16 protein-coding genes are annotated in these 19800 nt (G+C 68.5%); 13 read left to right on the top strand and 3 right to left on the bottom strand.

Annotated features, from left to right (window positions below; genetic code table 11):
• The first annotated feature begins 345 nt into the window (after positions 1–345).
• From ilvC to leuB, 9 genes are all read left to right on the top strand, one after another.
• Positions 346–1320, top strand: a complete 975-nt coding sequence (ilvC, locus tag ABIA71_RS07900; protein WP_128095643.1) for a ketol-acid reductoisomerase — start codon at positions 346–348, stop codon at positions 1318–1320.
• 39 nt (positions 1321–1359) lie between these two features.
• Entirely contained in the window at positions 1360–3093 is a 1734-nt protein-coding gene (gene ilvG, locus ABIA71_RS07895; protein WP_354284533.1) for an acetolactate synthase 2 catalytic subunit, read from the top strand.
• Positions 3077–3337 (top strand): ACT domain-containing protein, encoded by a 261-nt coding sequence (locus ABIA71_RS07890; RefSeq protein WP_354284531.1) that lies wholly within the window; start codon positions 3077–3079, stop codon positions 3335–3337. Before ilvG ends, ABIA71_RS07890 begins: the two co-directional genes overlap by 17 nt.
• Before the next feature lie 210 nt (positions 3338–3547).
• Positions 3548–4645 (top strand): threonine dehydratase, encoded by a 1098-nt coding sequence (locus tag ABIA71_RS07885; protein WP_354284702.1) that lies wholly within the window; start codon positions 3548–3550, stop codon positions 4643–4645.
• Positions 4642–6195: a 2-isopropylmalate synthase gene (locus ABIA71_RS07880; RefSeq protein WP_463271811.1), complete on the top strand. Its 1554-nt coding sequence runs from the start codon at positions 4642–4644 to the stop codon at positions 6193–6195. The genes ABIA71_RS07885 and ABIA71_RS07880 overlap by 4 nt, the downstream gene beginning before the upstream one ends.
• Positions 6196–6204: 9 nt before the next feature.
• The gene (locus ABIA71_RS07875; protein ID WP_354284529.1) at positions 6205–6987 is read left to right on the top strand and encodes a methyltransferase domain-containing protein; all 783 of its coding nucleotides are present in this window, start codon (positions 6205–6207) and stop codon (positions 6985–6987) included.
• A gap of 34 nt (positions 6988–7021) precedes the next feature.
• Positions 7022–8443: a 3-isopropylmalate dehydratase large subunit gene (gene leuC, locus ABIA71_RS07870; RefSeq protein ID WP_354284527.1), complete on the top strand. Its 1422-nt coding sequence runs from the start codon at positions 7022–7024 to the stop codon at positions 8441–8443.
• The gene (gene leuD / locus ABIA71_RS07865) at positions 8443–9021 is read left to right on the top strand and encodes a 3-isopropylmalate dehydratase small subunit (protein WP_354284525.1); all 579 of its coding nucleotides are present in this window, start codon (positions 8443–8445) and stop codon (positions 9019–9021) included. The genes leuC and leuD overlap by 1 nt, the downstream gene beginning before the upstream one ends.
• On the top strand, positions 9011–10075 hold the full coding sequence (gene leuB, locus ABIA71_RS07860; RefSeq protein WP_354284523.1) for a 3-isopropylmalate dehydrogenase: 1065 nt from the start codon (positions 9011–9013) through the stop codon (positions 10073–10075). Before leuD ends, leuB begins: the two co-directional genes overlap by 11 nt.
• 26 nt (positions 10076–10101) lie before the next feature.
• On the opposite strand, the gene ABIA71_RS07855 is transcribed toward leuB, so the two are convergent.
• The 3 genes from ABIA71_RS07855 to ABIA71_RS07845 all read right to left on the bottom strand — a co-directional run bounded on the left by ABIA71_RS07855 (position 10102) and on the right by ABIA71_RS07845 (position 15617).
• Positions 10102–11163 carry a hypothetical protein gene (locus tag ABIA71_RS07855; RefSeq protein WP_354284521.1) on the bottom strand — a complete coding sequence of 354 codons (1062 nt, stop codon included), beginning with the start codon at positions 11161–11163 and terminating at the stop codon, positions 10102–10104.
• A 149-nt stretch (positions 11164–11312) separates the two neighbouring features.
• The gene (locus ABIA71_RS07850) at positions 11313–14483 is read right to left on the bottom strand and encodes an efflux RND transporter permease subunit (RefSeq protein WP_354284519.1); all 3171 of its coding nucleotides are present in this window, start codon (positions 14481–14483) and stop codon (positions 11313–11315) included.
• A 3-nt stretch (positions 14484–14486) separates the two neighbouring features.
• Positions 14487–15617 carry an efflux RND transporter periplasmic adaptor subunit gene (locus tag ABIA71_RS07845; RefSeq protein WP_354284517.1) on the bottom strand — a complete coding sequence of 377 codons (1131 nt, stop codon included), beginning with the start codon at positions 15615–15617 and terminating at the stop codon, positions 14487–14489.
• A gap of 124 nt (positions 15618–15741) precedes the next feature.
• Here ABIA71_RS07845 and ABIA71_RS07840 point away from each other — a divergent pair, with 124 nt between their 5' ends.
• The 4 genes from ABIA71_RS07840 to ABIA71_RS07825 all read left to right on the top strand — a co-directional run bounded on the left by ABIA71_RS07840 (position 15742) and on the right by ABIA71_RS07825 (position 19699).
• On the top strand, positions 15742–16413 hold the full coding sequence (locus tag ABIA71_RS07840; protein WP_354284515.1) for a TetR/AcrR family transcriptional regulator: 672 nt from the start codon (positions 15742–15744) through the stop codon (positions 16411–16413).
• A 138-nt stretch (positions 16414–16551) separates the two neighbouring features.
• Positions 16552–17199 carry a protein-L-isoaspartate O-methyltransferase family protein gene (locus tag ABIA71_RS07835; protein ID WP_354284513.1) on the top strand — a complete coding sequence of 216 codons (648 nt, stop codon included), beginning with the start codon at positions 16552–16554 and terminating at the stop codon, positions 17197–17199.
• Positions 17200–17215: 16 nt separating this feature from the next.
• On the top strand, positions 17216–18577 hold the full coding sequence (locus ABIA71_RS07830) for a TolC family outer membrane protein (protein ID WP_128097808.1): 1362 nt from the start codon (positions 17216–17218) through the stop codon (positions 18575–18577).
• 453 nt (positions 18578–19030) lie between these two features.
• Positions 19031–19699, top strand: a complete 669-nt coding sequence (locus ABIA71_RS07825) for a PA4824 family protein (RefSeq protein ID WP_354284511.1) — start codon at positions 19031–19033, stop codon at positions 19697–19699.
• The last annotated feature ends 101 nt before the right edge of the window (positions 19700–19800 follow it).

The raw sequence follows: 19800 nt of genomic DNA, 5'->3' as shown, positions 1-19800 counted from the left end.
GACACCGGCGGGGCGTCGATCCGTTCGCTTCTTGTCCTCGTACTTATTACCCAACCAACAGGTGCGGGACGGACCGGCGTGTAAGCAAGACTGCCAGGTATCCATCAAAACCCGCACCCACCCAGGTGCGGGTTTTTTCGTTTCAGAGCCCCCTCGTTTTCCCTCCCCCTTCCGAGTTGCCCTCCCCCGCCATGACCCGCCAGCCCGCCACCACCGCCGTCACGCCCACCGCCCCCACGGCGGATGCGTGCGGTTGTGGCGCTGCGCGTGCCACCGCTTCCCCTGACTGGCCGACGCGTCGCTGACCGTCGGCCATCTTTTTATTTCCGCCAAAGGACCTCCCCCATGAGCACCAACGACCTGCCCCAGATCAAGATCGCTGTTGTCGGCTACGGCAGCCAGGGCCGCGCCCACGCACTGAACCTGCGTGAATCCGGCTTCGACGTTGTCATCGGGCTGCGCCCGGGTGGCCCCACCGAGGTCAAGGCGCAGGCCGACGGCTTCACCGTCAAGGCCCCGGCCGAGGCGGTCAAGGATGCCGATCTGGTGGCCGTGCTGACCCCGGACATGGTGCAGAAGAAACTCTACGAAGACGTACTCGCGCCGAACATGAAGCAGGGCGCGGTGCTGTTGTTCGCGCATGGCCTGAACGTGCATTTCGACATGATCAAGCCGCGCGAGGACCTGGACGTGGTGCTGGTGGCGCCCAAGGGCCCGGGCGCGCTGGTGCGCCGTGAGTACGAGATCGGCCGCGGCGTGCCGTGCATCTGGGCGGTCTACCAGGACAAGAGCGGCAAGGCCGCCGAGTACGCGCTGGCCTATGCGGCCGGCCTGGGCGGCGCACGCGCCAACCTGATCCAGACCACGTTCAAGGAAGAGACCGAGACCGATCTGTTCGGCGAGCAGGCGGTGCTGTGTGGCGGTGCCTCGGCGCTGGTCCAGGCCGGCTTTGAAACGCTGGTGGAAGCCGGTTACCAGCCGGAAATCGCCTACTACGAAGTGCTGCACGAACTGAAGCTGATCGTGGACCTGTTCTACGAGGGCGGCATCACCCGCATGCTGGAATTCATCTCCGAAACCGCGCAGTACGGCGACTATGTCAGCGGCCCGCGCGTCATCGATGCCGGCACCAAGGCACGCATGAAGGACGTGTTGACCGACATCCAGAACGGCACCTTCACCAAGAACTGGGTGGCCGAGTACGAAGCGGGCCTGCCGAACTACAACAAGTTCAAGCAGGCCGACCTGGAGCACCCGATCGAGAAGGTAGGCAAGGAACTGCGCGCCAAGATGGTCTGGTTGCAAAGTCAAGCCGCGTAACCGCGCGGCTCCCCCACCCGCTTTCGTAAAGGTCACCGCATGAACACCTCCGCACACAGCACCGCGCCCCGCAACGGCGCACGCTGGTTGACGCAGGCCCTGGAAGCCGAGGGCGTGCACACGCTGTTCGGCTACCCCGGCGGCACCATCATGCCGTTCTACGACGCCCTGGTGGATTCGGGGCTGAAGCACATCCTGGTCCGCCACGAACAGGGCGCGGCCCTGGCGGCCAACGGCTATGCCCGCGCCAGCGGTCAGGTCGGCGTCTGCGTGGCCACCTCCGGCCCTGGCGCCTCCAACCTGGTGACCGGCATCGCCGATGCGATGCTGGATTCGGTGCCGATGGTCTGCATCACCGGCCAGGTCGCCACCCCGCTGCTGGGCACCGACGCGTTCCAGGAACTGGACGTGTTCGGCCTGACCATGCCGATCGTCAAGCACAGCTGGCTGGTGCGCAGCGTCGATGACCTGCCGCGCGTGGTCCGCGAGGCCTTCCGCATCGCCCGCGAGGGTCGCCCCGGGCCGGTGCTGATCGACCTGCCCAAGGACGTGCAGATCGCCGATGCCTCGCACCTGCCGGCCCACGTACCGGAGGCGGTGAGCCCGCCGCCGGCGCCGCAGGAAGCGGCCGTGGCCGCGGCCATCGCCGCGATCGCCGCCGCCGAAAAGCCGGTGATCTATGCCGGTGGCGGTGTTGCACTGGGCGATGCGGTGGAGGACTTCCGTGCCTTCGTCGAGGCCAGTGCGATCCCCACCGTGCTGACCCTGCGTGGCTTGGGCGCGCTGCCGCCGCAGCATCCGCACTACCTGGGCATGCTGGGCATGCACGGCACCCGCGCGGCCAACATGGCCGTGCAGGAAAGCGACTTGTTGGTCGTGGTCGGCGCGCGCTTCGACGACCGTGCCACCGGCAAGTTGAACGAGTTCGCCCCGTTCGCGCGGGTCATCCACATCGACGCCGACGCATATGAGATCTCCAAGCTGCGCAGTGCCGACATCGCCGTGCCGGGCAACGTGGGCAGCGCGCTGCGTGCGTTGACCGCCGCAGCCACCACGCCGGCCTCGCAGGAGGCCTGGCGCAAGCGGTGCGGCACCCATCGCGAGCGCTTCGCCGCCCGCTACGACGCGCCGGGCAAGCACATCTACGCCCCTGCGCTGCTGAAGCGGCTGAGCGAGCTGGCCCCGAGCGATGCGATCATTGCCTGCGACGTGGGCCAGCACCAGATGTGGGTGGCCCAGCACTGCCGCTTCAACCACCCGCGCAACCACCTGACCAGCGGCGCACTGGGCACCATGGGCTTCGGCCTGCCTGCGGCGATGGGCGCGCAGTTCGCCTGCCCCGACCGCACCGTGGTGCTGGTGTCCGGCGATGGCAGCTTCATGATGAACGTGCAGGAGCTGGCCACGATCGCCCGCTGCCGCCTGCCGGTGAAGATCGTGCTGTTGGACAACAGTTCGCTGGGCATGGTGCGCCAGTGGCAGGAACTGTTCTTCGCCGAGCGTTACAGCGAGATCGACCTGTCCGACAACCCGGACTTCGCCGCCCTGGCCCAGGTGTTCGGCATTCCCGCTACCCGCATCGAGGCCCGCGACGACGTCGAGGGCGGCCTGGCCGCGCTGTTGGCCCAGCCGGGCCCGGCGCTGCTGCACGTGGCCATCGATGCCCGCGCCAACGTGTGGCCACTGGTGCCGCCCAACAACGCCAACAGCACCATGCTGGAAAGCAACCCTGCCCATCAGTCCCAGGAGTTCCCCAATGCAATACCGGCTTGACCTGGTGCTGGTTCCCGCCGAGGGCGCGCTGCTGCGCGTGATCGGCATGGCCGAACGCCGCGGCTTCGCGCCGCGCGCGATCGCCGGTGCGCCCAACGCGGCCGACAACGGCCGCTGGCACCTGCAGATGGTGGTGGACAGCAGCCGTCCGCCGGAGACCTTGTGCCGCCAGATCGAGAAGATCTACGACTGTGTTTCGGTGCGCATCAGCGCGCTGGAACCCGGCGCAGGAGTATCGGTATGAACGCCCGCACCGTTTCCACGGTGCCGGTACGGAGGTCTCTTCTCGCAGCACAGGGATGTGCAAGTGGTGCGCGCGCAGGATGCATGGCGTCGCACCACGCAGCACAGGGAAGTGCAAGTGGTGCGCGTGCAGGATGCGTGGCGTCGCACCACGCAGGGACGTCGTGGCACCGCGCAGCGCATGCCGGCGATCACCGTGGCCGGGGGCGAAATGCCCACTAGCGGTGCCCCGCAGGAACCGGAAGTAGGCGACGTAAGCGTCGCCGACGTGCTGGCCGCGCAGGCGCGGCTGCGCCGCTACCTGCCGCCTACCCCGCTGCACTACGCCGAGCGCTTCGGCGTGTGGCTGAAGCTGGAGAACCTGCAGCGCACCGGCTCCTACAAGGTGCGCGGCGCCTTGAACGCGCTGCTGGCCGGGCGCGAGCGCGGTGATGACCGCCCGGTGATCTGCGCCTCGGCCGGCAACCATGCCCAGGGCGTGGCGTGGGCGGCCTACCGCCTGAACATCCCGGCGATCACGGTGATGCCGCACGGCGCACCGGCGACCAAGATCGCCGGCGTGGCCCACTGGGGCGCCACCGTGCGCCAGCACGGCACCAGCTACGACGAGGCCTACGCCTTCGCACGTGCGCTGGCCGACCAGCACGGCTACCGGTTCCTGTCCGCGTTCGACGACCCCGACGTGATCGCCGGGCAAGGCACCCTGGGCATGGAGCTGGCGCCGCATGCGCCGGACGTGGTGATCGTGCCGATCGGCGGCGGTGGCCTGGCCTCCGGCGTGGCGCTGGCGCTGAAATCGCAGGGCGTGCGCATCGTCGGTGCACAGGTCGAAGGCGTCGATTCGATGGCCCGCGCGATCCGCGGTGATGTCCGCGAGATCGCCCCGGTGGCCACGCTGGCCGACGGGGTCAAGGTGAAGATTCCCGGCTTCCTGACCCGCAAGCTGTGCAGCGCGCTGCTGGACGATGTGGTGATCGTGCGCGAGGCCGAGCTGCGCGAAACCCTGGTGCGGCTGGCCCTGGAAGAACATGTCATCGCCGAGGGCGCCGGTGCCCTGGCCCTGGCCGCCGGGCGCCGCGTGGCCGGCAAGCGCAAGTGCGCGGTGGTCAGCGGCGGCAACATCGACGCGATGGTGCTGGCCCAGCTGCTGGCCGACATCCGTCCCCGCCCGCCGCGCAAACCCCGCCGCCGCGCCAGCGAGCGAACGCGACTACCGCTGCCCACCGCGCTCGCCCCACCCAAGATTCCCGCTGCTTTCCCTTCCTTTGTGACCCCATCCGACATCGCTGTCGAGGAGACCTCCTGGTGACCACGCCCAACTCCCCCCGCATTAGAATTTTCGACACCACCCTGCGTGACGGCGAGCAATCGCCTGGCTGCAGCATGAGCCCGCAGCAGAAGCTGGTGATGGCCCGTGCGTTGGACGAGCTGGGCGTGGACATCATCGAAACCGGCTTCCCGGCCAGCTCGCAGTCCGACCGCGAAGCGATGGCGATGATCGGCCGCGAAGTACGCCGGCCGACCCTGGCGGTGCTGTCGCGCTGCCTGGCCGCCGATATCGAAACCTCGGCCAAGGCCCTGGAGGCCGCGGCCAATGCGCGCCTGCACGTGTTCCTGTCCACCAGCCCGCTGCACCGCGAGCACAAGCTGCGGATGAGCCGTGAGCAGGTATTGGAATCGGTGCACAAGCACGTCAGCCTGGCGCGCAGCTACATCGATGACGTGGAGTTCTCCGCCGAAGATGCCACCCGCACCGAGGAAGATTTCCTGATCGAGGTGGCCCGCGTGGCCGTGGCCGCTGGCGCCACCACCATCAACCTGCCCGACACGGTGGGCTTCACCACGCCCGAAGAGATCCGCGGCATGTTCCAGCGGGTGATCGCCGGGGTGCCGGACAGCGACCGCATCATCTTCAGTGCGCATTGCCACAACGACCTGGGCCTGGCCGTGGCCAACTCGCTGGCCGCCATCGAAGGCGGCGCGCGGCAGGTGGAGTGCACCATCAACGGCATCGGCGAGCGTGCCGGCAACTGCTCGTTGGAAGAGATCGCCATGGTGCTGAAGGTGCGCAACGCCTTCTACGAGGAAGACACCCGCATCAACACCCCGCGCATCGTCTCCACCTCGCAGCTGCTGCAGCGCCTGGTCGGCATGCCGGTCCAGCGCAACAAGGCGATCGTGGGCGCCAACGCGTTCGCGCACGAGTCGGGCATCCACCAGCACGGCATGCTGCGCCACCGTGGCACCTACGAAATCATGCGCCCGGAAGACGTGGGCTGGGAGTCGTCGCAGATGGTGCTGGGCCGCCACAGCGGCCGCGCCGCCGTCGAACAGCGCCTGCGTGCGCTGGGCTTCTGGCTGGACGAGGACGAGCTGAAGCACGTGTTCGAACAGTTCAAGGCGCTGTGCGAGCAGCAGCGCGTGGTCACCGACGCCGATCTGCAGGTGTTGATGCAGGGCAGCGCCACCCAGAACGGCTACCGCCTGGCCTCGATGACGATCAGCGACGTGGGCAGCCGCGCCAACGCGCTGGTCGAACTGTCCGACCCGGACGGCAACCGCGTGGCCGAAACGTCGCAGGGCGACGGCCCGGTGGATGCGCTGTTCGGCGCACTGTCGGCGGCCACCGGCGTGCAGCTGATGCTGGACAGCTACCACGTGCACAGCGTGGGCATCGGCGCCGATGCACGCGGCGAAGCCAACCTGAGCGTGCGCCACGACGGCGTGGAGTACGAAGGGACCGGCACCAGCCGCGACATCATCGAAGCGTCCGCGCTGGCCTGGCTGGACGTGGCCAACCGCCTGCTGCGCCAGCGCAACGCCACCGCCGAACAACCCGCGGCCAGCGCCGCAGCCTGAGGAGTTTGCATGAGCGCCTTCGACAGCCACACCACCCCCGACGCCGGCCAGCAGTGGAACGCGCACGACTACGCCATCGACGCCGGCTTCGTGCCCGTGCTCGGCGGTGCGGTGGCGCGGCTGCTCGATCCGCAGCGCGGTGAACGCATCCTCGACCTGGGCTGCGGCGACGGCGTGTTGAGCTTCGACCTGGCGCTCAGCGGCGCACACATCACCGGCGTGGACGCCTCGCCGGAGCTGGTCGGCGGTGCGCGCGCACGCGGCATCGAGGCGCACGTCATGGACGCCCACGCCCTGACCTTCAACCGCCAGTTCGATGCGGTGTTCAGCAACGCCGCCCTGCACTGGATGCGCGGCGCCGACCAGGTGATCGCCGGCGTTGCCCGTGCGTTGAAGCCGGGCGGCCGCTTCGTGGCCGAGATGGGCGGGCACGGCAACGTGGTGGCAATCACCAGCGCGCTGCAGGCCGCCCTGTGCAGCAACGGCCACGCGGTGCCGGCGTTCCCGTGGCACTTCCCCACTGCCGACGACTACGCCGAGCGCCTGCGCGCGCAGGGCTTCCAGGTCCGTTACATCGAAATGCAGGCCCGCCCCACCGCACTGCCCACCGGCATGCGCGGCTGGCTGCGCACCTTTGCCTCCCCGTTCCTGGCCGGCCTGGACGCCACACAGCGCCAGCGCGTCATCGACGACGCGGTCGCGCTGCTCGAACCGGCCCAGTGCGACGCCCGCGGCCAGTGGACCGCTGACTACGTACGGCTGCGCTTCGATGCGCGCCTGCGCACTATTTGACCTATCTTCTACACGTACACAGCAAGGCCATTCCATGACCCCAGCTCCCCGCACCCTGTACGACAAACTGTGGGACGCCCACATCGTCGTACCCGAATCGGACAGCGCGCCCGCCGTGCTGTACATCGACCTGCACCTGATCCACGAAGTGACCTCGCCGCAGGCCTTCACCGAACTGCGCGAGCGCGGCCTGGCGCCGCGCCGCCCGGATCGGACCAAGGCCACCATGGACCACTCCACCCCGACCCTGCCGGCCGGCCCCGACGGCAAACTGCCCTACGCCAGCGCTGCCTCCGAAGCGCAGGTGGAGATGCTGGCGCACAACTGCGCCGCGCATGACATCGAGCTGTTCGACCTGCAGTCGGCCAACCGCGGCATCGTGCACGTGATCGCGCCCGAGCAGGGTTTCACCCAGCCGGGCATGACCATCGTCTGCGGCGACAGCCACACCTCCACCCACGGGGCGTTCGGCGCGCTGGCCTTCGGCATCGGCACCAGCGAAGTGGGCCACGTGCTGGCCACCCAGTGCCTGCTGCAGCGCAAGGCGAAGACCATGGCCATCACCGTCGACGGCGTGCTGCCGGTGGGCGTGGGCGCCAAGGACGTGGTGCTGCACATCATCGGCGTGATCGGCGTCAATGGCGGCACCGGCCACGTGCTGGAGTTCCGCGGAAGCGCCATCGAGGCGATGGACATGGAGCAGCGCATGACGTTGTGCAACATGTCGATCGAGGCCGGTGCACGCGCCGGCATGGTGGCCCCGGACCAGACCACCTTCGACTGGGTCGCCAACACCCCGCGCGGGCCCAAGGGCGCCGACTTCGACGCCGCCGTGGCGGCCTGGTCGCAGCTGCGCAGCGATGCCGGCGCACGCTTCGATGCGGAGGTCCACATCGAGGCCGCCGACATCCGCCCCACCCTGACCTGGGGCACCCACCCCGGCACCGCCATCGCAGTGGACCAGCCGATCCCGGCGGCCAACGATGCGGCCGACCAGAAGGGTCTGGACTACATGCATTTCCACGCCGGGCAGACCCTGGCCGGCACCCCGGTGGACGTGGTGTTCGTCGGTTCGTGCACCAACGGCCGCCTGAGCGACATGCGCGAAGTGGCGCAGGTGCTGCAAGGCCGCCGCGTCGCCGATGGCGTGCGCATGCTGGTGGTGCCGGGCTCGGAGATCGTCAAGCGCCAGGCCGAGGCCGAAGGCATCCACGCCATCGTGCGCGCAGCCGGTGCCGAGTGGCGCGAGCCGGGCTGTTCGATGTGCATCGCCATGAACGGTGATCTGGTGGCACCGGGCCAACTGGCGGTGAGCACCAGCAACCGCAACTTCGAAGGCCGCCAGGGCCCGGGCTCGCGCACGCTGCTGGCCTCGCCGATGACCGCGGCCTGGGCAGCGGTGAACGGGCGGGTGTCCGACCCACGTGAGCTGTATGCCGCCCGGGAGGTGGCCTGATGAGCGGCTTCCGTACCCTGACCTCCTCCAGCGTGGTGCTGCGCGAGACCAACATCGACACCGACCAGATCATCCCGGCGCGGTTCCTGTCCACCACCGAGCGCGCTGGGCTGGGCAAGCACGCCTTCAACGACTGGCGCTGGCAGGCCGACGGCGCGCCCAACCCGGGCTTTGCCTTCAACCAGCCGCACAATGCCGGGCGCAGCATCCTGCTGGCCGGGCGCAACTTCGGCTGTGGCTCCTCGCGCGAGCACGCGCCGTGGGCACTGACCGACCTGGGTCTGCGCGCGATCGTCAGCAGTGAGATCGCCGATATCTTCCGCGGCAATTCGCTGAAGAACGGGCTGCTGCCGATCGTGCTGGACGAGGCCGACGTGCAGACGCTGATGCAGCGCCCGGACGACACCTTGACCATCGACATCGCCGCGCGCGAGCTGCGCACGCCCGATGGCCGCGTCTACACCTTCCCACTGGACGGCTTCTCGCAGACCTGTCTGCTGGAAGGCGTGGACCAGTTGGGGTATCTGTTGGGCCGCACGTCTGACATCGAACGTTACGAGAGTGAACATGCACGCTGAGATCGTCGTACTGCCGGGTGACGGCATTGGTCCGGAAGTCGCCGCCGCCGCCGTCGCGGTGCTGGGCGCCGTTGCCGACCGGTCTGGCCACACCTTCAACTTCAGCGAGCACGACATCGGGGGCATCGCCATCGACCGCCATGGCGAGCCGCTGCCGGCCGCTACGCTGGCGGCCTGCCGCGACGCCCAGGCGATTCTGCTGGGCGCGGTGGGCGGCCCGAAGTGGTCCGACCCCAATGCAAAGGTACGCCCCGAGCAGGGCCTGCTGGCGATCCGCAAGGCGCTGGGTCTGTACGCCAATCTGCGCCCGGTGCGCACGCATGAGGCCGCACTCAACGCCTCGCCGATCAAGGCCGAGCTGCTGAAGGGCGTGGACTTCGTGGTGGTGCGCGAGCTCACCGGTGGCATCTACTTTGGCGAAAAGACCCGCACCGCCGACACCGCCAGCGACCTGTGCAGCTACAGCGTGGGCGAGATCGAGCGCGTGCTGCGCACCGCCTTCCGTCTGGCCCAGACCCGTCGCGGCAAAGTGACGTCCGTCGATAAGGCCAACGTGCTGGAGACCTCGCGCCTGTGGCGCGACGTGGCCGCGCGGATCGGACGCGAGGAGTTCCCGGACGTGGCGCTGGAGCACCAGCTGGTCGATTCGATGGCCATGCACCTGCTGGCCAAGCCGCGCGAGTACGACGTGATCGTCACCGAGAACATGTTCGGCGACATCCTCACCGACGAAGCCTCGATGCTGGCCGGTTCGCTGGGCCTGTTGCCGTCGGCCTCGCTGGGCGAGCCCGGCGCGGTCGGCATCTACGAGCCCATCCACGGCTCGGCGCCGGACATCGCCGGCAAGGGCATTGCCAACCCCTACGCCACGATCTTCAGCGCCGCGATGCTGTTGCGCCATTCGTTGGGGTTGGAGGACGAAGCCGCCGCGGTGGAAGCGGCCGTGCATGCCGCGCTGGACGAGGGTGTGTTCACCGCCGACCTGGCGGCCCAGGGTGCGGCGGTAAGCACCACCCAGGCCACCGACGCGGTGCTCGCCCGCCTGCGCGGCTGAGCGCCGTTCCGACGAACGTTCGGTGGCTACCGTGGCGCCGAATAGGTCCTGCTGCTCATGCAGCCGGCCAGCACGGTGCCATCGTCCGTTTGAAGCACGCTGCGCTCACGCATCAGCGTGCGCCCGGGCGTTTGATCACGGGCCACGCTGCGCGTCCACACGCCGTCGCCCTGACGCGCGGCCGCGTCCATCCCGGTTGCCGCAAGCACCTTGACCAGCGGCGCCTGACCCAGGTCGCCGGCGATGTAGCCGCCGATGGATATGGCGATGCGCTGGACCGGAAAACCGTGCAGGTTCAGCGGCTGATCCAGTTCGATGACATGCGCCGGTAGCGTTTCTTCACCCACGACATACCCCCGTTCGGCCACGGCGCGGATGCTGTCCGGCCAGGCCAGCTGGGGCTGCTCCACGACCCGCTCGAACGTAGTGGCAATGCGCTGCAGCGCAACCGGGTCGGCCCGGCATTCCAGCGCCGCTGCAACGTCCTGCGCGCTTGCCACAGCGCGCAAGCGGGCCGGAACACGTTCATCGCGCGTCTGCCCGTCGTAATCGCAGCCCAGCCGATAACCCGGGCGCTGCCCATCGCTGCGTACCACGATCGACGCGGGCACCGGCACACTGCCCGCCGGCGCCTGCACCGACCAGACCTGCAGCGGCTCGCGCAACGTGCTCGACTGCAGGCGCAGCCCCTGCGCGGCCACGATGCGCGCACGCGACGCCGCATCGATCTGCATCGCAAGCCCGATGTCATCGGCGACCAGGCGACGGGTAGCGATGCCGTGGGCAGTCAGCCCCACCGGCATGTCGATGTTGACCACCGATGCTTCGTCATCACCCACCCGCTCGAACCGCCACGCCCGCAGATGCGCCGGGCGCTGCTGCGGGTCGCCATACATCGCCGCCCGTAACGTGCTGACCACCGCCTGCGCGGTTGCCGGTGCCGCCCTGCATTCCAGGGTCGCGACCAGGTCGCGCTCGAACAACGCCGCAGACGGTGCCGCGCCTGACGACGCAGCAACAGGCGTGCAGGCACACAGCAGCACAAGGGCGGCAATACCGCCGCGCAGACGAACGGGAGAGAGGTACATGGCAGCGAATGGATCGACAAGGCGCAATCGCGCATTGTCACGCCTGCGCGCGGCCAAGGCCATCGGCAGTGACGGGGTGCTGCACGCAAAGCGCCGCCGGGCAATGCCCGGCGCCACGCGGGGCCGACAGTGGGTCGGCCCCGGCAACATCAACCTTCCGTGGTCCTGGCCTCATCCGGCTTCACCCGGAACCATGCCGCATACAGCGCCGGCAGGAACACCAAGGTGAGCACGGTGCCGACGATCAACCCGCCCATGATCGAGATCGCCATCGAGCCGTAGAACGCACTGCGCGACAGCGGGATCATCGCCAGCACCGCGGCCAGCGCGGTCAGCACGATCGGGCGGAAGCGGCGCACGGTGGCGTCGATGATGGCGTGCCAGCGGTCGTGCCCGGCGTCGATGTCCTGCTGGATCTGGTCGATCAGGATCACCGAGTTGCGCATGATCATGCCGGCCAGCGCGATGGTACCCAGCAGCGCCACGAAGCCGAACGGTGCGCGGAACAGCAGCAGGAACAAGGTTGCGCCGATGATGCCCAGCGGCGCGGTGACCAGCACCATGGCCGCACGCGAGAAGCTGCGCAGCTGCAGCATCAGCAGCGTGGCCACCACGATCAGGAACAGCGGCATGCCGGCCTTGATCGAGTTCTGCCCGCGCGCCGAGTCTTCCACGGTACCGCCGGTTTCCAGCAGGTAGCCCGAAGGCAGCTGCGCGCGGATGCCGTCCAGGGTGGGCAGGATCTGCTGCACCACGTCCAGCGGCTGCATGCCATCGCCGATGTCGGCGCGCACGGTCACCGTGGGCAGGCGGTTGCGGTGCCAGATGATGCCGTCCTCGAAGGCGTACTCCAGGCGCGCCACCTGCGACAGCGTCACCGGCGTGCCGCTGGCGGTGGGAATGGCCAGGCTGCCGAGCAGGCCCAGTTGGGCGCGCTCGTTGTCCGGGCCGCGCAGCAGCATCTCGATCTGGCGGTTGCCTTCGCGGTAGGTGCTTACGCTCATGCCCGACAGCGAGCTGCTCAGGAACTGGCTCACCTGCGCGCTGCTCACGCCCAGCGCGCGGGCGCGGTCCTGGTCGATCACCAGCCGCACTACCTTGCTCGGCTCGCTCCAGTCCAGGTTGACGTTGATCACGTGCGGGTTCTCGCGCACCTTGGCTTCAACCTGGCGGGCAATGGCCTGCACCTGCGCGATGTGCTCGCCGGAAATGCGCATCTGCACCGGGTAGCCCACCGGCGGGCCGTTCTCCAGGCGGGTCACGCGCATCTGCACGTCGGGGAACTGCTTGATCACGTCCTTCATCAGCCAGTCGCGGGTGGATTCACGGGCCTTGGCGTCGGCCGTGAGCACCACGAACTGGGCGAAGTTGGTGGCCGGCAGCTGCTGGTCCAACGGCAGGTAGAAGCGCGGCGAACCGGTGCCGACGTAGGCCACGTAGTTGCTGATGCCCTCGCGGCCCTTCAACAGTTTTTCCAGCTTGCTGGCCTGGGCCTGGGTGGAGGCCAGCGATGCGCCTTCGGCCAGCTCGATGTCGACCATCAGCTCAGGCCGGGTCGAATCGGGGAAGAACTGCTGCGGCACGAAGCGGAAGATCGCCAGCGAGAAGATGAACAGCGCAATCGTGGCGCCGATCACCCACCAGCGGTGGCGCAGGCAGGTATCCAGGAAGCTGCGGAAGCGCGTGTAGAACGGCCGCTGGTACGGGTCATGGTCGTGCGCATGTTCGGCCGGCTTGATCCAGCGCGCGAACGCCGGGTGGCGGTCGGCCCACTGCAGGCGGCGGGCGTGCCAGCGCCCGGCCAGGCTGGTCGGCTTGGGCGGCTGCCGGTTGAACAGGTCCGGCAGCATCTTGTCGCCCAGGTACGGAATGAACAGCACCGCGGCAATCCACGACACCACCAGCGCGATGGTCACCACCTGGAACAGCGAACGGGTGTACTCACCGGTGCTCGATGCCGCAGTGGCGATCGGCAGGAAGCCGGCGGCGGTGATCAGGGTCCCGGTGAGCATCGGGAAGGCGGTGGATTCCCAGGCGAAGCTGGCCGCGCGCAGGCGGTCGTAGCCCTGCTCCATCTTGGTGGCCATCATCTCCACCGCGATGATCGCATCGTCCACCAGCAGGCCCAGCGCCAGTACCAGCGCGCCCAGCGAGATCTTGTGCAGGCCGATGCCGAAGTAGTGCATGACGAAGAAGGTCATCGCCAGCACCAGCGGAATGGTCACGCCTACCACCAGGCCGGTGCGCAGGCCCAGCGAGAAGAAGCTGACCAGCAGCACGATCACCACCGCTTCGGTGAGCACCTGCACGAACTCGCCCACCGACTCTTCCACCGCGTGCGGTTGGTCGGACACCTTGCGCAGCTGCATGCCGGCCGGCAGGGTTTTCTGCAGGCGCTCGAACTCGGCGTCCAGGGTGGCACCCAGCTTGAGGATGTCGCCGCCGTCCTTCATCGCCACCGCCAGGCCGATGGCGTCTTCGCCCATGAAGCGCATCTTCGGCGAGGCCGGGTCAGCGAAGCCGCGCTTGACCTGCGCGATGTCGCCCAGGTGGAGGGTGCGGTCGCCGGCCTGGATCGGGAACCGGCGGATGTCCTCGATGGAATCGAACTGGCCGGTCACGCGCAGCTGCACGCGGTCGCTGGGGGTTTCAAAGAAGCTGGTGGCACTCACCGCGTTCTGATCGGCCAGCGCCTGCTGCACCTGCTGCAGCGACACGCCCAGCGTTGCCAGCTTGGTGTTGGACAGCTCGATCCAGACCTTCTCGTCCTGCAAACCCACCAGGTCGATCTTGCCCACGTCCGGCACGCGCTGCAGTTCGAGCTGGATGCGATCGGCGTAGTCGCGCATCACCGCATAATCGAAGCCCTTGCCGGTGAGCGCGTAGATGTTGCCGAAGGTGTCGCCGAATTCATCGTTGTAGAACGGCCCGACGATCTCGCGCGGCAGCGTGGCGCGGATGTCGCCCACGCGTTTGCGCACCTGGTACCACAGGTCCGGAATCTGCTTGGAGCGCAGGCTGTCGCGCGCCATGAAGATCACCTGCGATTCGCCCGGGCGCGAGTAGGAGCGGATGAACTCGTACTCGCCGGTATTCATCAGCGCTTTTTCGATCGGCTCGGTGACCTGCCGCGAGACCTGCTCGGCGGTGGCGCCGGGCCACATCGTGCGCACCACCATCGCCTTGAAGGTGAACGGCGGATCTTCGGACTGGCCCAGGTGCTTGTACGACCACGCGCCGATGACCGCGAACGCCAGCATCGCAAACAGCACCAGCGGGCGGTTGCTCAATGCCCATTCGGAAAGATTGAAGCGGCGCACGGCTCAGTGCCCCTTGCCGGCAGCAGCAGGTGCAGCCACCGGTGCGAGCACCGGGCGGTTCTGGCGATCCACCGGGGTCACCACCTGGCCCTCGCGCAGCAGGTGGCCACCGGCGGCGACCACCCAGTCGTTACCGGTGACACCGGACAGCACCGGCACCGCGTCGGCACCGTAGGCCCCCACCGTCACCGGAGTGGCCTTGAGCGCACCGTTGGCCGGGTTCACCACCCACACGCTGGCCTTGCCGTCAGCGCCACGCAGCACCGCCGCCAGCGGCAACTGCAGGGTGCCGCTGCGGCCGGCGCGGGCGAACACGCGCGCGCTCTGGCCCAGTTCCACTTCGCTCAGCGCTTCGGCCGCCAGGCTGACCCGGGTGGCATAGGTGCGGGCCTGCGCATCGGCGGCCGGGGCGATCTCGCGGATCGTGCCGGGCAGCAGCTGGCCCGGGCGGTTCCACAGTTCCACCTGCACCGCCTGGCCCACCTGATAGTCGCGGATGCTGCTTTCCGGCAACGCGATCAGCACCTCGCGGCCGCCGTCGGCGGCCAGGGTGAACACGGTCTGCCCCGCGCTCACCACCTGCCCGGCTTCGACCTGGCGGCTGGCGATCACGCCGTCGGCCGGGGCGCGCAACTGCGCGTAGTCGGCCTGGTTGCGGGCCACGGCCAGGTTGGCGCGGGCCGCATTGGCCTGGCCTTGGGCGGCCTTGAAGGCGGCGGTCTGCTGGTCCAGCGCGGAACGGCTCACCAGCTGGTCTTCGGCCAGCTTGGCGTAGCGCTTCTGGTCGTCGCGTGCACGCACCAGGTCGGCATCGGCGGCGGCCAGCTGGGCCTGCGAGGCAGCGGCCTGGGCGCTGTAGTCGGCCGCGTCCAGTTCGGCCAGCAGATCGCCCTTGCGCACGCGCTGGCCGGCATCGACCAGGCGCTTGACCATGTTGCCCCCCACCCGGAAGGACAGCTGGCTCTCCTGGCGCGCATGCACCTCACCCGGATAGGCGGCCGCTTCCTGCCCGGCCACGGTGCCCGGATGCACCACCAGTACCGGAATGGCCGCCACCGGCTCGGCATCGTGCTTGCCGCACGCCGCCAGCAGCACCACCAGCAAACCACCGCCCATCCAACGCATGCTTTTCATGAGGTACAGGACCTGAGAAGAAATCCGGGAAATTTCGCGCCGGCAACATATTGTTGCAGCACGGCTAATAGTGAACCAGCCGGTATAGTATAAATATCGAACCGATTGGTCTAGTATTGTTTGGATGACCGATTCGACCGCCCCCCTTCCCCCTGCAAAGCCTGCCGCCAAGGCCTCCGGGCCGGGACGCCCGAAGGATCTGGGCAAGCGCGCGGCGATCCTGGAAGCCGCCAAGGCCCTGTTCGTGGACCAGGGCTACAACGGGGTGAGCATGGACAGCATCGCCGCCCTGGCGGGCGTGTCGAAGCTGACCGTTTACAGCCATTTCGGCGACAAAGAGACACTTTTCACCGAAGCTGTGAAGTCCACCTGCGTCGCCATGCTGCCTGATGCGCTGTTTGTCACCGACGCCGAAGGGCCGTTGCGCGACCAGCTGCTGGGCATCGGCCACGCCTTCTTCAGCATGATCACCTCGGCCGAGGCGGTCGCCGTGCAGCGGGTGATGATGGCGCCGGAAACCGACGACCGCCTGCGCGAGATGTTCTGGGTGGCCGGCCCGCAACGCACCACCGACGCCCTGGCCGAGTTCCTGCGGGCCCGCGTGGCCCGGGGCGAGCTGGAGATCGAGGACTGTGAAACGGCCGCGCTGCAGTTGATGACCCTCATCAAAGGCGAGCTGCATACGCATATGATGTGCGGGCTGCGACCGACCCCGGCCGACTGCGACGCCGATGCCCATGTGAGCGCCAGCGTGGCGTTTTTCCTGAGGGCCTACGCGCCGCGCCCCACGGCGTGAGAACAACATGAATGGACCGGAGGTCGCGGTGACTTCCGGCACTGCGACCCCGGCGCGACGGCAGCGATGCTCTCAGCGCGCCGCCGGCTCCCGGCACCGGTAAAATGGCCGGCCCACTGCGCTGGAACTAGAAACCTCATGACGATCGATTACTCCCACGCCCGCGAACTGATGGTCGAACAGCAGATCCGTCCCTGGGACGTGCTGGAGATCCGCGTGCTCGACGTACTGGCACGCCTGCCGCGCGAAGCGTTCGTCGCTGAATCGCACAAGGCCCTGGCGTATGCCGACATCGAACTGCCGCTGGGCTTCGGGCAGAAGATGATGAAGCCGGTCATCGAAGGCCGCACCCTGCAGGCGCTGGATCTGCAGCCGGGCGACGAAGTGCTGGAAATCGGCACCGGCAGCGGCTTCCTGAGCGCCTGCATGGGCGAGCTGGCCCGTGAAGTGCTGAGCCTGGAAATCCAGCCGGAACTGGCCGCCACTGCGCGCGCGCAGCTGGACGCCGCCGGCCTGGGCAACAACGTGCGGATCGAAACCGCCGACGCCCTGACCTGGAACACCGAGCGCCGCTTCGACGCCATCTGCGTGACCGCCGCGGTGGACACCATCCCGTCACGTTTCACCCAGTGGCTGCGTCCCGGTGGCCGCCTGTTCGTCATCCACGGCCGTTCGCCGGTGATGGAAGCGGTGCTGGTCAAGGCCGACGGCAGCACCGAGTCGCTGTTTGAAACCGATATCGATTACCTGCGCGGTGCCGCTCCGGCGCCCCAGTTCCAACTCTGAGTCCAAGGAAGCCGCAATGATCCGCCGATCCCTCGCTATTGCGCTGGCCGCCGCCCTGCTGCCGATGACCGCCTCTGCCGCCGACCTGCTGCAGGTCTACGAAATGGCGCGCAATGGCGACCCGCAGCTGTCCGCGGCTGAATCGACCCGTCTGTACGACAAGGAAGGCGCCGTGCAGGCGCGTGCCGCGCTGCTGCCGCAGCTCAATGGTGAGGCCGCGCTCAACCGCAGCCGCAGCGACGACCGCGGCTTCAACACCGGCACGTCCACCACCAAGCGTCGTACCTACACGATCAACGGCACCCAGACGTTGTTCAACTTCAGCCAGTTCGCCAACCTGCGCTCGCAGCGCGAACTGAGCCAGGCTGCCGACTTCACCCTGGATTCGGCCAACGACAGCCTGATCGTGCGTACCTCGGCGGCGTACTTCAACGTGCTGGTGGCGATCGAATCGCTGACCGCCGCGCAGACCAACGAGGCGGCGGCCAAGAAGCAGTTCGACTTCGCCGACAAGCGCCTGGAAGTGGGCCTGGCCCCGATCACCGACGTGCATGAAGCGCGCGCCCAGTACGACCAGGCACGTGCCAACACCATCGTGGCGCAGAACACGCTGGCCGACAGCTACCAGGCCCTGACCGAGTTGACCGGCCAGCCGGTGGCCGACCTGCGCGCCCTGCCGGCCGACTTCCGTCCGGAACTGCCGGCCAAGTACGCCCAGATCGACCAGCTGGTCGGTGAAGCGGTGGCCCAGAACCCGGCGCTGAAGGCGCAGGAGCTGAAGGTCAGCGCGGCAGAGTCCGGCGTGTCGGCCGCGCGCGGCGGCCACTACCCGACCCTGTCGCTGGGCGGCAGCTGGGGCAAGAGCGCCACCTGGGGCGATTCCAACGTCGGCAGCGGCGGTGCCTTCAACCCCGACCTGCGCACCAACAGCGTCGGCCTGACCCTGAGCGTGCCGATCTTCTCCGGCGGCGCCACCCAGTCCGGCGTGCGCCAGGCCCTGGCCCAGCGCGACATCGCCCAGGACGGCTACGAGCAGCAGAAGCGCGCCCTGGACCGCAACACCCGCAACGCCTACCAGACCCTGGTGGCCGGCATCAGCGAAGTGGAAGCACGTCGCCTGGCCGTGGTCTCGGCACAGAGCGCCTACGACGCCTCGCAGGTTGGCCTGGAAGTGGGTACCCGCACCGTGCTGGACGTGATCCAGAACCAGCGCATCCTGTTCTCGGCGCAGCTGGACTACGCCAACGCGCGCTACACCTTCCTGCAGAACCGCCTGCAGCTGGGCCAGGCCGTGGGCACGCTGGACATCGCCGAACTGCAGGACATCAACCGCCTGCTGACCCAGGCCGCTGCCACGCCGAGCACCCAGGTCAACTGATCTGCAGCAACAGCGTTGGATGAAAACCACCCGCATGCGGGTGGTTTTTTTTGCGCTGCGCCCGCCGATCACGTCATTGCGCCGCGGTCTGAACAGCACGTCATTTCACCGTCAAACCGGCGTCTTCCACGTTTCAGGGCGTGCGCCGGCATAGCGCCGCGATACCTTGGTATAGACGGCCGAAATACGCTTGACCGTGCCTTCGCCACGCTCTAACTTCCGCCCCGCAGACCCCTTCCCTTCCGCCCAGAGACCCCTCCTTGGACAGTCATAGTCGACCTCGTTGCTGCTCCTGAGCCGACGGACCCGCTGACCCCAAGGTTGGCTCCGTCCGCACAGGACGGGGCTTGCCCGCGCATCGCATGATGCGCCCGCCCCGCATCACCTGCATCGCCGTTTCCAACGACCCCGACGAGGGTGCCGCTGGCGTTTCCGCTTGCCTGGAGATTGCCCATGCACCATGGCCGTGTGCTGGTCGCGCTGTTGTTGAGCGCAGCCGTGCTTCCCTTCGATACCCGCGCCGCCGCCAGCCTGCTGGTGGACGACGCCACCATCACCGACGCACACCACTGCCAGCTGGAAAGCTGGGTGCGGCATACCCGCGACGGCCAGGAATGGACCGCGGTACCGGCCTGCACCCTGGCCGATACCGAATGGTCGCTCGGCCTCACCCGCCTGCCGGGGCAGCCATCCCCGCAGTGGGCCGTGGGCGCCAAGCGCGTGCTGGTGGAGCGTCGGCAGCGACGCTGGGGCCTGGCCGCCAGCGCCGGTCTGGGCGGCACTGCACACCCTCCGCGCGGCGATGACTGGAACCTCGCGGTACCGCTGACCGTTGCGCTGGATGCGCAGGACAAGGTGCAGCTGCACCTCAACCTGGGCTGGGCCCGCCACGCGCACGTGCAGGGCCATACCAGCGGCGTCGGCATCGAGGTGGCGCTGCACCACGACTGGTCCCTGCTGGCCGAAAGCGCGCGCGATGCAGACCGCCAGCGCAGCAGCCAGGTCGGCCTGCGCCGGGTGCTGTGGCCCGGTGCCAGCGTGGACCTGCTCGCCGTGCAGGCGCATCACCTCCGCGACACGCGGTGGCTGACGCTTGGTTTCAATCTCGCCGCCCTGCCCTGAGCCGTTGCTGCGGGCCTCGCCTGTCGCACGGCGTCGCAACGCCTGCCCTCTGCCCTGCCGCGCCCGCGTCGGACCCGACGCCTGCTGCGGCACGCGCCACC

Origin of the sequence: Stenotrophomonas sp. 2619, assembly GCF_040548725.1 — a bacterium.
Lineage (GTDB): Bacteria > Pseudomonadota > Gammaproteobacteria > Xanthomonadales > Xanthomonadaceae > Stenotrophomonas > Stenotrophomonas maltophilia_AP.
This window is presented reverse-complemented; position numbering and strand designations above follow the sequence as displayed.

Excerpts from the sequence above, each read along its gene's own strand:
- ilvC (WP_128095643.1), top strand. The coding sequence starts at position 346 with ATGAGCACCAACGACCTGCCCCAGATCAAGATCGCTGTTGTCGGCTAC.
- ilvG (WP_354284533.1), top strand. The coding sequence starts at position 1,360 with ATGAACACCTCCGCACACAGCACCGCGCCCCGCAACGGCGCACGCTGG.
- ABIA71_RS07890 (WP_354284531.1), top strand. The coding sequence starts at position 3,077 with ATGCAATACCGGCTTGACCTGGTGCTGGTTCCCGCCGAGGGCGCGCTG.
- ABIA71_RS07885 (WP_354284702.1), top strand. The coding sequence starts at position 3,548 with ATGCCCACTAGCGGTGCCCCGCAGGAACCGGAAGTAGGCGACGTAAGC.
- ABIA71_RS07875 (WP_354284529.1), top strand. The coding sequence starts at position 6,205 with ATGAGCGCCTTCGACAGCCACACCACCCCCGACGCCGGCCAGCAGTGG.
- leuC (WP_354284527.1), top strand. The coding sequence starts at position 7,022 with ATGACCCCAGCTCCCCGCACCCTGTACGACAAACTGTGGGACGCCCAC.
- leuD (WP_354284525.1), top strand. The coding sequence starts at position 8,443 with ATGAGCGGCTTCCGTACCCTGACCTCCTCCAGCGTGGTGCTGCGCGAG.
- leuB (WP_354284523.1), top strand. The coding sequence starts at position 9,011 with ATGCACGCTGAGATCGTCGTACTGCCGGGTGACGGCATTGGTCCGGAA.
- ABIA71_RS07855 (WP_354284521.1), bottom strand. The coding sequence starts at position 11,163 with ATGTACCTCTCTCCCGTTCGTCTGCGCGGCGGTATTGCCGCCCTTGTG.
- ABIA71_RS07845 (WP_354284517.1), bottom strand. The coding sequence starts at position 15,617 with ATGAAAAGCATGCGTTGGATGGGCGGTGGTTTGCTGGTGGTGCTGCTG.
- ABIA71_RS07840 (WP_354284515.1), top strand. The coding sequence starts at position 15,742 with ATGACCGATTCGACCGCCCCCCTTCCCCCTGCAAAGCCTGCCGCCAAG.
- ABIA71_RS07835 (WP_354284513.1), top strand. The coding sequence starts at position 16,552 with ATGACGATCGATTACTCCCACGCCCGCGAACTGATGGTCGAACAGCAG.
- ABIA71_RS07830 (WP_128097808.1), top strand. The coding sequence starts at position 17,216 with ATGATCCGCCGATCCCTCGCTATTGCGCTGGCCGCCGCCCTGCTGCCG.
- ABIA71_RS07825 (WP_354284511.1), top strand. The coding sequence starts at position 19,031 with ATGCACCATGGCCGTGTGCTGGTCGCGCTGTTGTTGAGCGCAGCCGTG.